The sequence below is a fragment of the Coprococcus sp. BIOML-A2 genome, assembly GCF_009875795.1.
In the GTDB taxonomy this organism is placed as follows: Bacteria; Bacillota; Clostridia; order Lachnospirales; family Lachnospiraceae; genus Coprococcus; species Coprococcus aceti.
The window spans coordinates 519588-534432 of record NZ_WWSI01000002.1 but is presented as its reverse complement, the minus strand read 5'-3'; the positions used below and the strand labels follow the sequence as shown (position 1 = coordinate 534432).

Genomic DNA, 14845 nt, shown 5'->3' with positions numbered 1-14845 from the left:
TGGGTCACATACTATACAGCAGCCGTCTCAGCAGCCTTCCCGCCGGCCCGTGTATGCCCCAGCACTTTCCTCGATACGAGTATGTATGCGATTATCATCGCCGTACCTGTTATTATCCATGAAACTATATACACGTTCAAAAGCATGCCAAAAGAATGATATCGCGCAAACACCGTATATATCCATATGATCCTGAACACTACTGAACCCACAACTGTTATAATAGCCGGCAGCATGGACCTGCCAAGGCCTCTGAGTGCCGCAGCTGTCATCTCATATGTTCCTGTCATCGCCTCAAGGAGCATGACATGCTTCATTCTTATAAGTGCATACTTTATAACCTCTGTATCTGTTGTATAAAATCTCACAAGAAAATCCCCTGAAAGCATCATGACACTGCTGAACACAGCCGTCATAAGCATGCCCTCTAACATGGCAATCCTGAGAGCTTTTCTGCATCTCTCCTTCTCACCTGCACCATAATTCTGGCTCACAAATGTCACTGCTGCCTGTGCGTATGCGGATATGACAAAATATGCAAAATATTCAAAATTAAGACCCGTGGATGAGCCTGCCACAGCATCAGGACCAAAGCTGTTGATTCCGCCCTGTATCAGCACATTTGACAATGAGAAAACTGCCGTCTGTATCGCTGATGGAGCTCCTATCCTGAGTATCTTTCCCAGGCACACTTTATCTATTCGTATATTCTTTATATCGAGTCTGAGTGGACCTTCCTCATGCATCAATATATACATGACTATTCCCGTACTGACAACATTTGATATGACCGTTGCCATGCCGACGCCTGCCACTCCAAGTTTACACACACACACGAAGAACAGGTTGAGTACAACATTGAGTACACCTGAAACTATCAGGCAGTAAAGCGGACGCCTTGTATCACCTATAGCTCTGAGCACAGCCGATCCAAAATTATAAAGTATGATAAACGGCATTCCCACAAAGTATATCCTCAAATAAAGTACAGCCTGATCCAGCACCCTCTCAGGGGTATCTATGGCCTCAAGAATCGGTCTTGCCACAAACATTCCCGCAACAAGCATAACTATTCCGCATATAAGGGCAAACTTCACGCTGGTATGCACACACCTGCTTATGGAATCTTTTTTGTTCTGGCCTATATAATGGGCCACAAGAACATTCACACCCACTGAAAGCCCCACGAACACATTCACAAACAGGGCAACAACCGCCGCATTGCTTCCAACGGCCGCCAGGGCATCACTTCCTGCAAATCTTCCTGCCACAGCTACATCTGCCGAATTGAAAAGCTGCTGCAGTATACTGCTGGCGGCAAGTGGCATGGCAAATATAAGCATCTTAAGCGCCAGTGAACCATTTAACATATCCATCTCGTGCGATTTTTTTCTATAATCGGTGTTCTTTTCTGTATTCGTTTCTTTGCCTTTTTCTTTGCTTTTTTCTATGCTTCTTTCTTTACTCTTTTCTGCGCTCATTCTGATGTCCGTCTCTTTTTCGTCATTGTGCTTCATTCTGATGTCCGTCTCTTTTCCGTCATTGTGTTTCATCCTGATATGATCTCCGTTTTCTTATCTAGTGGGCACCCTCATACTTCTGAAGATAGTTGAAAAGTGCTCCTATGAGATTGGAATCGTTGCCAAATTTGCACAGTCCAACCTGCATCTCATTATAGATCACTGAAAATTTTGCAAGCTTATCCACGTACTTCTTCACGCCCTGTATGAACCTCGGTTCCGCACTGATTCCACCTCCAAGGAGTATGATGTCCGGTGCAAGAATGACATGTATATTCATGCAGTGCTTCGCGATGTTCAGATACCAGTCCTCAAGCACATCTATGACCGCCTTATCACCGGCAGTCTCCCACTCATATATCATCTCACCTGACACTTCATCTTCCCTCATGCCCTTGACTGCTGCCACCTCTCTTCTGAGTGAGCTTACCGATGCCTGCATCGTCCAGGTGACATTGTCCGGAAGTTTTACATGTTTCTTTGTATTCTTGAGATTCGCCTCAAGCGGTACAAGTTTGTCTATATTGTCCCTGTTCACATCCTCAAACAGGTACGACATCTCACCGGCAACCATACCTCTGCCGTGGAGTATCTTTCTGTCTATGACTATTCCTCCACCGACACCTGTGCCAAATACCAATACAACAGCACTGTTGTAGTCCTTTGCATTTCCCTGCCATATCTCCGACAATGCTGCACATTTGCCGTCGTTCTCAAGCGCTACCTTAAGTCCATCGCATCTCTCGCTTACAAGCTCGCCTACATGTGCTTTGTCAAGGTATGGCAACGCTCCGCCGGCATAACAGATTCCGTTATCCACATCCACCTGTCCAGGAAGTGAAATAGCTATTCCCTGTATATCATATTTTATCTTATAGTCATCATATATGCCCTGAATTACGTCAAGAAATGCATCGAGTCCCTGCTGTATATTATCTAAACCATTCCCAAATCTTCCGGGAGTCGGAACCTTGTTCTTCTCCATAATCTCTGCATCTCTGTCCATCACACAATGCTTTATAAATGTTCCGCCTACGTCTATCACAAGGTACATAACTTCTCCTCCATACCGAATATGTTTTATTACTATATATTTTTCTTCAAGCTAAAAAATAGCAGTCTCAAATGTATATACAGTATATATTATACTATATCGAACATACATTCGAAAACTACTATTTTTATGTTAGCATATTTTTTTGTTATCAACAACTACTTTTGTAGCACAACTTTTTGTTATATATAACAGGGACGTTCCTTCTGTCACAAAGAACGTCCCCGATTACTACTTTTCTTTAGGCAGTATAATATTAAGCAGAATTGCAACCATTGCCGCAGGAACAATTCCTGAGCCTCCAAAAACAAGCTGGAGCAGCTGAGGAGCATTTGCTAGAATACCCGGATTGGCTCCCATTCCATAGCCCACACCCAGTGCTACTGAAACTATGGACAGATTGCGCGCGCTTAACGGTTCCTTTGTTATGAGCTGAATACCACTGATAACTATCGAAGAAAACATCATAACTGCAGCTCCACCAAGTACTGACTGAGGCATGATCGATACCAGTGCTGCAAGTTTAGGGCAAAGACCACATAATATCAGGAATATCGCTCCTGTTGCAAGCGCAAATCTGTTGACGACCTTAGTCATGGCTACAAGTCCCACATTCTGGCTGAATGATGTATTTGGAAGGACTCCAAACACCGCTGCAAGAGATGAACCCAGACCGTCACACATCACACCACCTGAAAGTTCCTTGTCTGTGGCTTCCCTTCCAAGGCCACCTTCCATAACACCTGATATATCACCGACAGTTTCCACCGCTGTTACAATAAACATTATGAGAACGGGAAGTATTGCACGCACATCAAACACCGGTTTTACAGGCATGAGCTGTGGAATCGCAAACCAGGAAGCATCTTTCACCTTGTCCCAGTTCAGCACCCAGGCTTTTGTATATTCCACACCATCAGCAGTTATACCTGTTCTCGGAAGAACAAGTCCCATTATGATCGCTGCGATATAACCTGCGATTATTCCAAAAAGAATAGATGACGAACTTAAAAATCCTTTTGTCCAGTGCTTAAAGAAAAGAATAACCACAAGGACAAATAATGCAAGCAGAAGGTTCTCCATGGAGCCAAAGTCTGCGGCATTATTTCCACCTCCAAACGAATTTATTCCCACCGATATAAGGCTGAGTCCAATGGATAAAACCACTGTACCTGTTACAACAGCCGGGAAAAACCTGCGCAGAGGTTTCAGGAAAAAACCAAGCACAGTTTCAAACAAGCCACCGATAATGGATGCGCCCATAATCGCACCATACGCAAGCACTCCACCGCCCATGGTTGCCGCCACACTGTTGAATACACCTATAAAACCTGAAGATGTACCCATAATGATCGGTACCTTTCCTCCAACAGGCCCTATTGAAAAAAGCTGTATCAGGGTGACAACTCCCGCGATAAGCATTGCGTTCTGAAGCAGTGAAAGCTGAAGATCAGCAAATTCACCACCGACCAGTCCGCATGCTCCTGTGATAATCAATAATGGTGTCAAATTTCCGACAAACATTGCAAGGACATGCTGAAGTCCAAGAGGTATCGCCTGGGAAAGAGGCATCCTTCCATCAAGCTGGAATGCTGTTTCTGAAAGTTTAAACTTATTTTTCATCTGTTGTTTTCTCCTGTATATTTTTTTCATATTGCAGATTCTGTTATTCTGCTTATGTTATCTCCAATCACTCTTCCGGCATGGACATAAGAATCTTCTCCGGTGTGATCGGCAGTTCTCTGTGCCATACACCTGTCGCCCTGTATATGGCATGTGCAATAGCCGGTGCCGGAGTATTGATAACTATTTCTCCTATCGATTTGGCTCCAAAAGGTCCTGTAGGCTCATAGCTGTTTTCAAATTCCACTCTCAAATGCCCCATATCAAGACGGGTTGGTATCTTGTATTGCATAAAACTCGACTCTATCGGGCATCCCTTCGCATTGTAGGTGATGTTCTCAAACAGAGTGTGTCCTATTCCCTGTACTATGCCTCCCTCTGCCTGAACACGTGCCAGTGCCGGGTTTATGGCTATGCCACAATCCACGACTGCAGCATAATCCAGTATCTTCACTTCTCCTGTATATCTGTCAAGTTCTATCTCAACCATTCCGACCATATATGGAGGTGGTGAAACCGGAGATGAATGAGAGACTGTGGCTACAGCAGCAATATCATTTGCAACCTGATCCTTAACACTTATATCAGCCAAAGAAACGCTTTGATCTGTTCCTGTCCGATATGCCCTGCCATTTTCGAAATACATTTCATCCTGTTCACATCCAAGCATTCCTGCTGCAATTGCGCACAGCTTCTTCTTCAATTTATCACAGGCAAGCTCCACAGCCTTTCCTGTTACATACGTAGTGGATGAAGCATATGAGCCGGAATCATACGGTGAAGCATCTGTGTCTGCTCCAAATACCGCCACGTCATCAACCGAGCAGTCCATACACTCCGCAACCATCTGTGCAAGGATAGTATCACATCCAGTTCCCATATCTGCAGCACCGATTATCAGGTTAAATGTACCATCATCCGCAAGCTTGACCGTTGCAGATCCTACATCCACATTCGATATACAAGAACCCTGCATGGCCATTGCCACTCCTGCAGCCCTGACTTTTCCGTTTCCCATGTCCCTGACAGGGTATTTATCATCCCAGTTAAATATCTCCTTGCATCTGGCCATACATCTGTCAAGAGCACACGCATTTGCCGTTTCCCCATAATACGCAGGCATCTTCATTCCCTCGCGCAGCATATTCTGTTCACGGATCACGGTCGGATCTATCCCCAGTTTCTCCGCAAGTTCATTCACCGCAGACTCAAGTGCGAAGATTCCCTGCGTAGCTCCATATCCTCTGTATGCGCCGGCCGCCATGGTGTTCGTATATACAACATCATATCCAAACCTATATGCCTCAAGCCCCCCTGTATATAACGGGATGGACTTATGCCCGCTAAGTCCGACTGTTGTAGGTCCATGCTCCCCATACGCTCCAGTGTTGGACAGCGTATACAGATCAAGTCCCCTTATATGTCCATCGCGGTCTGCTCCCAGACGGACTCTCACCTCCATCTCATGGCGCGGTGAACCTGCGATCTGACTTTCCTGTCTCGTAAATATGATCTTGGCCGCACGCCCGGTCTTCATGGTCACAAATGCAGGATACACCTCACTTACCGCTGTCTGCTTTGCTCCAAATCCGCCTCCTATACGTGGTTTTTCCACTCTGATCCTGCTCTTTGGAATGCCAAGCGCCCTTGACAGAATACGACGTACATGAAACACGATCTGTGTAGAAGAAATTACATGAAGCCTTCCATAACGGTCAAGGTGTGTATACGTTCGAAAAGTCTCCATCATAGCCTGGTTAAAGGCTCTCATATGATATCTGTTCTCCAGCACCTCATCGCAGTCAGCTATAACAGCATCAACATCGCCATCACCGCCTACATCGCTTGCTATCAGGTTGCGTTTCGGATCGCCTCCTACCTGAACCGGCGGGAACCAGTCGTCCTCAGGATGAACCAGTATATCATTATCCTTTGCCTTGCGGAAATCCAGAACAGGCTCTAAGATTTTATATTTTACCTTTATGAGTTTCATAGCCTTGATTGCTGACTTTTCATCCTCAGCTGCTATGATTGCAACCACATCGCCCACACACCTCACATGGCGGTCCATAATGAGTCTGTCATACGGTGACGGCTCAGGATATGTCTGTCCTGCTATTGCAAACCGGCTATTTGGCACATCCTGCCATGTGTAAATATCTACTATTCCGGGTATTTTTTTTGCTATGGAGACATTTATATCCTCCACAATAGCATTCGCATGTGGACTGCGAAGCAGTTTCACAACAAGTGCATCACCGGGAGTGATATCATCCACATATACCGGTTTGCCAAGAAGTAACTGCATAGAATCTTTTTTTCTAACGGATTTATTAACTACATTATATTTTTTATGTTCCATGAGTTCACCCCTTTACTGTCTGTCATCTGCAGGAATTCTACTGTCTAAGTAATTTCGGATTCCTCTCAGTTGTCCCTCATATCCGGAACATCTGCACAGATTCCCGGCAAGATATGCCCTGATCTCATCATCCGATGGGTCAGGATTTTCTCTGAGAAGAGCTATTGTATTCATCACAAAACCCGGGTTGCAGAAACCACATTGATCAGCACCCTGATCAGCAATGAATCCGGCAAATTCTGCCGCCTCATCCTGAAGGCCCTCAAGGGTCTGCACCTCGTGTCCATCTGCCCTGGCAGCAAGCATCGAACAGGAAAGGACAGGAGTCTGATCCATGAGCACTGTACACAGACCACAATTTGACGTCTCACAGCCGCGTTTCACACTATAACAGCCATGATCGCGCAGAAAATCTATAAGGAGCATATCAGGAGCTATATTTCCCGAGACTAATTTTCCATTTAATTTAACTTTTATTTCCACTGCTGCTCCTCCTCAATTTTTTTCAATAATCTCTGTCCAAGCACACGTATCAGGCGGCTTCTGTATTCTGCGCCAGCACGATGATTGCTTCCAACCGGAACCTTGTCAGAAACCCAATTGGCAAATGCTTTCTCTGTATCATCTGAAAGTCCCCCTGTGAGCAAGCCTTCTTCATCCAGAACAAGTATCGCCCTTCCAGGCCTTGCGCCCACAGCCAGACGGTATTCTCCATCCACGCATGATGCTGAACAGGCAATGACAGGGAAATCTGTTCTCTGATTGCGGACTGATGCATAAGCAAAAACCCCGGGAGTTTTCCTGATGATCAGATGTACAATCACATCCCTGTCCTGCTTCATGTTGACAAATTCCCTGAGAGGAATCATACCACCATGATAAAGCTCCACAAATGCATCCATAGCTAAAAAAACTGTCAGAATGTCCGAAAATCCGAAACGTCCCCATATGCTTCCGCCAATCGTGGCGAGATTTCGAAACTGAACCCCCACAATATCCTTCACCGCTTCGCATACTGCACCATGTGTATATTTGTTTAATCCGTCATGCAGTTCTATCTGACGGAGTGATGTCATTGCACCAATAATGAATTCGTCTTCTCTTTCTTCAATCTTATCAAGTCCCAGATCACACATATCTATGGCTGTCTGTATCAGGCGATCCTGCATTTTTGTCCAGAGCATTCCTCCGATAATACAGCTTCCCTTTTTCTGATTCAGTTCATATGCCTCATCAATACTTTGTGCGCGTACATAATTCTGTATTGTTACCATAAAAGCTCCTTTTAACATATAAACACAATTTTTCAAAATATATTATATTAAAACAGCTTGTCTTTGAAAAGATGCTTTGTTACAATACCGTTGTATTATTTCAAGAATAACGAAAGGAACATTGAATTCATGAAAACAAGTTTTAAAAAGCAACTATCTATCATCCTTATCTGTACCATGCTGGCAGTACTTACAGCCTGTGGTACAGACAGTGCTACGACAACACAGAGTACTACGGAAAGCACCACAGCTGCTTCAGTATCCGAATCAGCTTCCAGTGAAGAAGTATCTGAAGAATTATCTTCTGAAGAGTCTTCCACTGAAGCAGATGCTGAACAGACTGTCTACCCTGTAACAGTTACTGACCAGGCCGGCCGTGAAGTTACAATTGAAAAAGAGCCATCTTCTATCGTGAGTGGCTACTATATTTCTTCAAGCCTTCTGATCGCTCTTGGTCTCAAGGATAAGGTTGTCGGTATTGAGGCAAAAGCAGACAAGCGCCCTATTTATAAGCTTGCTGCACCAGAACTGACAGAGCTGCCTAATGTTGGAACTGCCAAAGAGTTCAACCTTGAGACATGTGCTGCTCTTTCACCTGATCTGGTTATTCTGCCAATGAAACTGAAGGATGCAGCCCAGAGCCTGACAGACCTCGGTATCACAGTACTGCTCGTCAATCCTGAAAGTCAGGATCTTATGACAGAAATGATCAACACCATAGCTACGGCAACTAACACCAATTCAGAAGCTGCAAAGCTGCTCGCATATATAGATTCTCAGAAGAATATGCTTACTTCAGCTCTGTCTGGCGTAGAACCTGAAAGTGTATACCTTGCCGGCAACTCATCATTCTTGTCTACTGCCGGTCCTTCTATGTATCAGTCAAGCATCATAGAGCTTGCTGGTGGAAAAAATGCAGCTGATTCTATCACAGACTCATACTGGGCCGAGATAAGCTATGAGCAGCTTCTTGCATGGGATCCTTCTTATATAATAATCGCATCTGATGCCGAATATACAGTAGATGACGTAATGAACGATCCAAACCTTGCAGAATGCACTGCTGTAAAAAACAGCCACGTATATGCTATTCCTGGAGATGTTGAGGCATTGGACAGTCCGGTACCTGCAGGAATCCTGGCATCTGTATGGCTTGCAGGAATCCTTCATCCTGATCAGGTATCAGCTGACACATATACAACTGAAATGACAAATTATTATGAAACATTCTATGGAATCAACAACTAATAACAAGCGTAAAAATAAAAACAAAGCAACAATAACTATTATACTGGGAGCTGTCATTCTGGCGGCTCTCAGTATATTTTCTTTTTTTGTCGGAAAATATCCTCTTACACTGAATGGATTGCTGCAAGGTGATGACATGCAGTGGCGTGTATTTCTCACGCTTCGCGCAAGCCGCGGAATCATCGGCTGTATAGGAGGATTTGTTCTCGGCATAGCAGGATTTGTATATCAGACTGTATTTAAGAATCCATTGGCTTCTCCAGACATCATAGGTGTATCCTCAGGTGCAAGCGCTGGTGCCGCATTTGGCATTCTGTTTTTGTCGGGAACAATGTCTGTAACCATATCCGCTTTTGCCGGAGCCATATGCTGTGTGATACTGGTTCTGCTTCTGTCATCTCTGACATATGAACGTGATGGAAAAAGCATAGTACTGGCAGGCATAGCAGTACACAGTCTTGCCCAGACCGCTCTTGTGTGTCTGAAGCTGACTGCCGACCCTGAAAAACAATTAGCATCAATTGAATACTGGATCATGGGAAGTCTTAATGGCATAAGCATATATTCCATTGGTTCAAATGTAATACTGTGCGCTGTCTGTCTGCTGATAATGTTCCTGTTGTACAGGCAGATCATAATGCTCTCCCTTGATGACGCAGAGGGCCAAATGCTTGGAGTGCATGTTAACCAGATGCGAATGCTGGTTCTTTTGATCGCAACCCTGGCAACTTCAAGTGTGATCAGCATGACAGGACTTATCAGCTTTATTTCTTTGCTTGCTCCGCACGGAGCCAGAATGCTGCTCAAAAATAACCGCTTATCAACTATGCTTCTGAGTGGTCTTATAGGTGGATGTCTTCTCACTTTCGGCGATATCCTTGCCCGCAGTGTATGTTCCACAGAACTGCCGGTCAGTATATTCACAAGTATCGTAGGAGCACCGTTTCTTATCTATCTATGCATAAGGAGGAAACCTGTAAAATGAGTATATTAAACATATGCGATCTGTCAGCCGGCTACCACCACAGCAGCCGCACCAACACCCCAGATGTGCAAAATGTGATAAATAATATCAGCTTTTCTGCAGAAGAAGGTACAATTGTTGGTATACTTGGCGAGAATGGCTGTGGCAAGACAACCCTTATCAAAGCTATTGCCAATTTGATTCCACATAGTGGCTGCTGCGAGTTAGATAATCTCCAGCTGGAACATATTCCTCACAAAAAACTAGCACAGCTATGTGGATATATCCCTCAAAAAAGCGGCATATCCATAGACATATCTCTCTTGGATGTTGTCATGATGGGATTTAACCCAGAGCTTAAGCTGCTTCAGCCCCCTACTGATACCATGAAAGGAAAAGCTCATGAAGTTCTTGCAATGGTCGGCCTTGATTCACGGATAAACGATAATTTCCAGACATTGAGCGAGGGGCAAAAACAGCTTGCCCTGCTGGCACGTACATTTGTGGCCAAACGGAAGCTTTTACTCCTGGACGAACCGGAAAGTGCACTGGACTTCAGACTGCGCTACCAGATCATGAAACTTCTGTGCAGCTATGTTGAACAAAACCGCGCGGTGTCTCTGGTAACGCTTCACGATTCATCACTTGCATTAAATTACTGCAACACTCTTCTGGTTTTATCTGAATCCAAGCTGATCGGTGAAATATATCCCGATAAAACACCCATTGAGGAAATGGAAATGCTTCTGTCCAAAGTTTATGGTACAATCAGTATCAGAGAACTTTGCAACCGTCAGGGAAAGCGCCAGCTTGTCATGATGAAGGAGGATGATATGCATTGAGAGCTGCTATTAAAATAACATTTTTTGATGATAATGATGAGAAATTCTTTGGTGAAGGTCCATACCGCCTTCTTTTGGCTATAGAAAAAACCGGTTCTCTCCGCTCAGCATCCCAGTCCATGGGTCTTGCCTACAGCAAAGCATTCCGCATGATAAAAAACGCTGAAGAAGCGCTGGGATTTCCACTTACAAGCCGCACAACAGGTGGCAGGTCAGGTGGGGGGAGCACGATAACACCAGAGGGAAAGGAATGGCTGAAAAAATATGAACAATACAGAGAAGCCTGTATTCAGGCCGGAAGCAAATTGTATATGGAGATCTTTTCTGACTAGCCAAAAGAAACATGTCGTTATTACCGGTGACAGGAAAAGTGGCAAATCAACACTTCTCTCTTCACTTTTCGACAGACAAATGCCCGGAATTACATCATGGGCCGTCCCAAAAGAAGGCGTGTACATGAAAAATAACTCTAGCGGTGAAGTTGTACGTATCGGCAGATTCTGCTCTGATGCCACAGGTTGCGAGAACCTCATGCAACCCATTAAAGATTCCTTTAACAGCACATGTATTGCTTTTTTAGAAAGCCTAGCAGACACAACAGCACCATGGATTACTGTAGACGAAATTGGATATCTCGAAAACACATCATACGATTATCAAAAAGCTTTCGAAAGGCTCATGAATAAAAAGCGGATCATTATGGTTGTTCGAAAACAGGATCTCTCATTTCTGAACTGGCTGTGCAGCCATAAAGATGTGTTCCTTGTTGACCTTGACAGACCATTTGGCAATTCCGGATGTATCATCATGGCTTCAGGGCAGGGAAAGCGCTTTGGCAGCAATAAACTCATGGCTGAATATCACGGACAGCCGCTCATAAAGTGGATACTTGATATAACAAAAGATTTGTTTTCCAGACGACTTGTTGTCACCATACACCAGGATATTGAAAAGCTTTGCACAGAATATAGTATACCGGTAATCCTTCACTCCTCACCATATCGGAATGATATGATCCGTCTTGGTCTGGATACAATTGGTTCCTATCTTGACCGCTGTGCTTTTATTCCTTCCGATCAGCCACTCATAAAGACGGAATCTATAGCATCACTATTATTATGTGCAAAAAATGAGCCATCATATATATGGAGAACGTGTTATGACAAAACTCCAGGATCACCTGTGATATTTCCAAAAGAATATTTTGATGAGCTTATGTCTCTCCCACAGGGAAAAGGCGGGAATGTCGTTGTCCACGGTCACGAATCTCAGGTGAGGCAGCTACCCGTCACCAACAAAACTGAATTGATGGACATTGACACACCAGCAGATATGGCGCGGCTGTAGGGACGTTCCTTCTGTCACCAAGAGTGTCCCCCTGTCTTATTCGTTACAGGGGGACACTCTTGGTGACAGAAGGAACGTCCCCGATTATTCTTGGATTTGACTCAAATCAAATGCACCGTTCTCAATCAACTTCAAAATTGTGTCTACCAAGTTGTTTTTTACAGTTTCACTTTCATTTTCAACGCCAGAATACTCTACATAAATAGTGTTCTCTCCCATATCAAAGGTTGCATAATATATTACGGTTTTGATACCTTGACTATTTGACTTTGTTACGAAATATCCTGCATTGATATCAACGCCGTCTACACTTGAAGTGATTGTATTTCCATCAATGATAGTATCTAATAGATTTACACCCTGTTTAGATACTACCATTCTTGTATCACCAATTTTTCCCTCAAGACCCAGAATATTATGATTGTCAGCATCAAAGTAAGCATCTGCGGTAACAGGCAAGTCTGCAAAAAGCATTTCAATCTCAACATCGCTCAAGGGTCTTGTTGTTACATTTAAGTTAATTGAAGATTGTGATAAGTCATTTTTAACAAAAGTAATTGTTTCTCCACCATCCAGCGTGGCAATATCGTTTTTTGTACCAAACAGATTGCTTTGATAAACTCCCACTCCAATCACAGCAACGAGTACGAAGCAAGCAGCAACAGACACCCATTTTTGCCGATTAGTTATTTTACTTGTTTTTTTCATAGGTTCAGCCTCCTTAATATACTGATTATCGACATTTCCCAATGCCCTTAAAAGTTTCTTTTCTTTCATACAGAGATACCTTCTTTCTCTAACAATTTTTTAAGTTCGTTCCTTGAACGAAATAATGACATCTTGATTTTGCTCTCGCTCATATCATATTCCGTTGCAATTTCTTTAATTGGCGATAAGTACCAATATCTTCTCATAAAGATTTTTCGCTGTTCTAATGACAGGGAAGAAAGAAAGCGGTTGAGAATATCCGTTAGAGCAATTTCTTCAACAATGTTTTCTGTACTATCCAACGATGGTATGCACTCTTGTATTTCATCAAAAATCAATGGCATTTGCCCGCCATTACGTTTCTTTGCATTGAGCAGTTCGTACCTGTCCAAAGATAAGTTGCGAGTAATCTTCCCTAAAAAAGTTTTTAGGACAGATGGACGGTTAGGCGGTATGCTGTTCCAAGCTCTTAAATAAGTATCATTTACGGGGAAAATGTGTCAAGCGTCACTTAAATTCAATAGATATTTATTCAAAGATTAGCTTTCATTTTTTGAAAGAATATAATAAAACAGCAAAAGACATACACCAACAAGTCTCTTAATATTCAATGCGGAAAATTACAATTCATACAATCTTTTTGAAATCAATTTTATCCCTCATTTTTTCATGCTTTTCCTTTGGCTTAGATAAGGGAACACAATACTTATGTTCATTACAAATAACAAGCACTCCAAGAAAAGGTCGCTCGTCCTTACCAATCTGAGGAGATACCGATAAAACTCTGTCATCTATATTATGTAAGTTTCTGATGTATTTCATATCAATACGATATACTTCTAATGGTGCTTGAATCATTCATTTCTTCTTTAAAATATTTCAAGGACTATGTTTCCATAGTCCTTGAATGTAGTGTCACCGTAGCGACCCTAACGCTTTTTGAACGTCCACTTATCGGCAGGACCCTCCTTCAATATTATTGAACCAAATGCCCTTCTTTTGTCAATGAATTTCTAAAAATTCATAATCTTTTTATATTTAGCACAAATCATTTTTCAGCCTCGTAGAGCGAAATACACCCACCGCACAAATCTTCGTTTTGTACTCTGTGTATTTCGACTAATTATTCTTTTGAATGCCTTCTTTTATCTTATAAATACGTATCTTCCAAATCAAATATTGTACTATCCAAACTACAACAAATATTGCAACAAAAATAGCAAAATAGCTTAATACACCTTTAACAGAATGCTCCATCCATTCGCAAATATATGCAACTGTCATCATAAGTACAGATACAATTCCAAAATAAATGCTTGTTTGTTTTAATAAACTCCACTTATCTATTTCCCAGATAACAGATGCTCCTGCAAATCCTGCTCCAAGAACGGCACTTAAAACAGTCTGTATGATAATCGCTGTTGAATTTCTATTTCAGATACCAGACCGCAAGTCTCTCCGAACAGGACATTGAACTGTTCTACTACTACCTTATGAAGATAATCTTCAAAGGCATTGCCGAGCCAGAAATGACTGTGGGCGAAATCATCGAATGCATCTAACTATTTTTTGGGGGCGGAGGTTCCTGACCCCCTTCGTGGGGACGGAGGTGCCTGACCCCATTTGATTAATTCAAGAAGGAGATTTTTAATATGAATAACAATATAACATTTTTAAACATTGTTGCCGAATACTGCAATACACCAGCTGATGAGATCACTAATGATATGCGATTCATAGAGGATTTGGGATTTAGCTCCCTTGATTTCATGACTTTTCTCGGAGACCTTGAAGATACATTTGACGTGGAAATCGATGAAGATGAGATCATCAATATTCACACTATAGAAGACGCCATCAAGTACCTTGACAACCTGACAAGCTCTTCTGCATCGGTTTAACA

The 14845-nt window shown here is 43.0% G+C and carries 16 protein-coding genes; 6 read left to right on the top strand and 10 right to left on the bottom strand.

Features of this window, described 5'->3' with window-relative positions:
- Window positions 1–11 precede the first annotated feature (11 nt).
- From GT575_RS06680 to GT575_RS06655, 6 genes are all read right to left on the bottom strand, one after another.
- Window positions 12–1553 carry an MATE family efflux transporter gene (locus tag GT575_RS06680; RefSeq protein ID WP_243147850.1) on the bottom strand — a complete coding sequence of 514 codons (1542 nt, stop codon included), beginning with the start codon at window positions 1551–1553 and terminating at the stop codon, window positions 12–14.
- Between the two features lie 25 nt (window positions 1554–1578).
- Window positions 1579–2574: an ROK family protein gene (locus GT575_RS06675; RefSeq protein WP_161171758.1), complete on the bottom strand. Its 996-nt coding sequence runs from the start codon at window positions 2572–2574 to the stop codon at window positions 1579–1581.
- Between the two features lie 231 nt (window positions 2575–2805).
- The gene (locus GT575_RS06670; protein ID WP_022216044.1) at window positions 2806–4197 is read right to left on the bottom strand and encodes a uracil-xanthine permease family protein; all 1392 of its coding nucleotides are present in this window, start codon (window positions 4195–4197) and stop codon (window positions 2806–2808) included.
- A gap of 67 nt (window positions 4198–4264) precedes the next feature.
- On the bottom strand, window positions 4265–6559 hold the full coding sequence (locus GT575_RS06665) for a xanthine dehydrogenase family protein molybdopterin-binding subunit (protein WP_161171757.1): 2295 nt from the start codon (window positions 6557–6559) through the stop codon (window positions 4265–4267).
- A gap of 12 nt (window positions 6560–6571) precedes the next feature.
- Window positions 6572–7042 (bottom strand): 2Fe-2S iron-sulfur cluster-binding protein, encoded by a 471-nt coding sequence (locus tag GT575_RS06660; RefSeq protein ID WP_161171756.1) that lies wholly within the window; start codon window positions 7040–7042, stop codon window positions 6572–6574.
- Window positions 7033–7833: an FAD binding domain-containing protein gene (locus GT575_RS06655; RefSeq protein WP_161171755.1), complete on the bottom strand. Its 801-nt coding sequence runs from the start codon at window positions 7831–7833 to the stop codon at window positions 7033–7035. Before GT575_RS06655 ends, GT575_RS06660 begins: the two co-directional genes overlap by 10 nt.
- Window positions 7834–7962: 129 nt before the next feature.
- On the opposite strand from GT575_RS06655, the gene GT575_RS06650 reads away from it, so the two are divergent.
- From GT575_RS06650 to GT575_RS06630, 5 genes are read left to right on the top strand one after another with little or no spacing between them, the layout of a single operon-like run.
- Window positions 7963–9081: an ABC transporter substrate-binding protein gene (locus GT575_RS06650; RefSeq protein WP_161171754.1), complete on the top strand. Its 1119-nt coding sequence runs from the start codon at window positions 7963–7965 to the stop codon at window positions 9079–9081.
- Entirely contained in the window at window positions 9053–10066 is a 1014-nt protein-coding gene (locus tag GT575_RS06645) for a FecCD family ABC transporter permease (protein WP_243147849.1), read from the top strand. The genes GT575_RS06650 and GT575_RS06645 overlap by 29 nt, the downstream gene beginning before the upstream one ends.
- Entirely contained in the window at window positions 10063–10887 is an 825-nt protein-coding gene (locus tag GT575_RS06640; RefSeq protein WP_055279897.1) for an ABC transporter ATP-binding protein, read from the top strand. Before GT575_RS06645 ends, GT575_RS06640 begins: the two co-directional genes overlap by 4 nt.
- Window positions 10884–11219, top strand: a complete 336-nt coding sequence (locus GT575_RS06635; protein ID WP_055144136.1) for a winged helix-turn-helix domain-containing protein — start codon at window positions 10884–10886, stop codon at window positions 11217–11219. Before GT575_RS06640 ends, GT575_RS06635 begins: the two co-directional genes overlap by 4 nt.
- Window positions 11152–12234: an NTP transferase domain-containing protein gene (locus tag GT575_RS06630; protein ID WP_243147848.1), complete on the top strand. Its 1083-nt coding sequence runs from the start codon at window positions 11152–11154 to the stop codon at window positions 12232–12234. Before GT575_RS06635 ends, GT575_RS06630 begins: the two co-directional genes overlap by 68 nt.
- Window positions 12235–12318: 84 nt before the next feature.
- Here GT575_RS06630 and GT575_RS06625 read toward each other — a convergent pair whose 3' ends face one another.
- The 4 genes from GT575_RS06625 to GT575_RS15540 all read right to left on the bottom strand — a co-directional run bounded on the left by GT575_RS06625 (window position 12319) and on the right by GT575_RS15540 (window position 14352).
- Window positions 12319–13011 (bottom strand): hypothetical protein, encoded by a 693-nt coding sequence (locus GT575_RS06625; protein WP_022216052.1) that lies wholly within the window; start codon window positions 13009–13011, stop codon window positions 12319–12321.
- The gene (locus GT575_RS06620) at window positions 13008–13397 is read right to left on the bottom strand and encodes an RNA polymerase sigma factor (RefSeq protein ID WP_442872222.1); all 390 of its coding nucleotides are present in this window, start codon (window positions 13395–13397) and stop codon (window positions 13008–13010) included. Before GT575_RS06620 ends, GT575_RS06625 begins: the two co-directional genes overlap by 4 nt.
- 172 nt (window positions 13398–13569) lie before the next feature.
- Entirely contained in the window at window positions 13570–13800 is a 231-nt protein-coding gene (locus tag GT575_RS15545) for a type III toxin-antitoxin system ToxN/AbiQ family toxin (protein ID WP_015534180.1), read from the bottom strand.
- A 261-nt stretch (window positions 13801–14061) separates the two neighbouring features.
- The gene (locus tag GT575_RS15540; protein WP_334296677.1) at window positions 14062–14352 is read right to left on the bottom strand and encodes a DUF3021 domain-containing protein; all 291 of its coding nucleotides are present in this window, start codon (window positions 14350–14352) and stop codon (window positions 14062–14064) included.
- Window positions 14353–14594: 242 nt separating this feature from the next.
- Here GT575_RS15540 and GT575_RS06605 point away from each other — a divergent pair, with 242 nt between their 5' ends.
- On the top strand, window positions 14595–14843 hold the full coding sequence (locus tag GT575_RS06605; protein WP_055222831.1) for an acyl carrier protein: 249 nt from the start codon (window positions 14595–14597) through the stop codon (window positions 14841–14843).
- The last annotated feature ends 2 nt before the right edge of the window (window positions 14844–14845 follow it).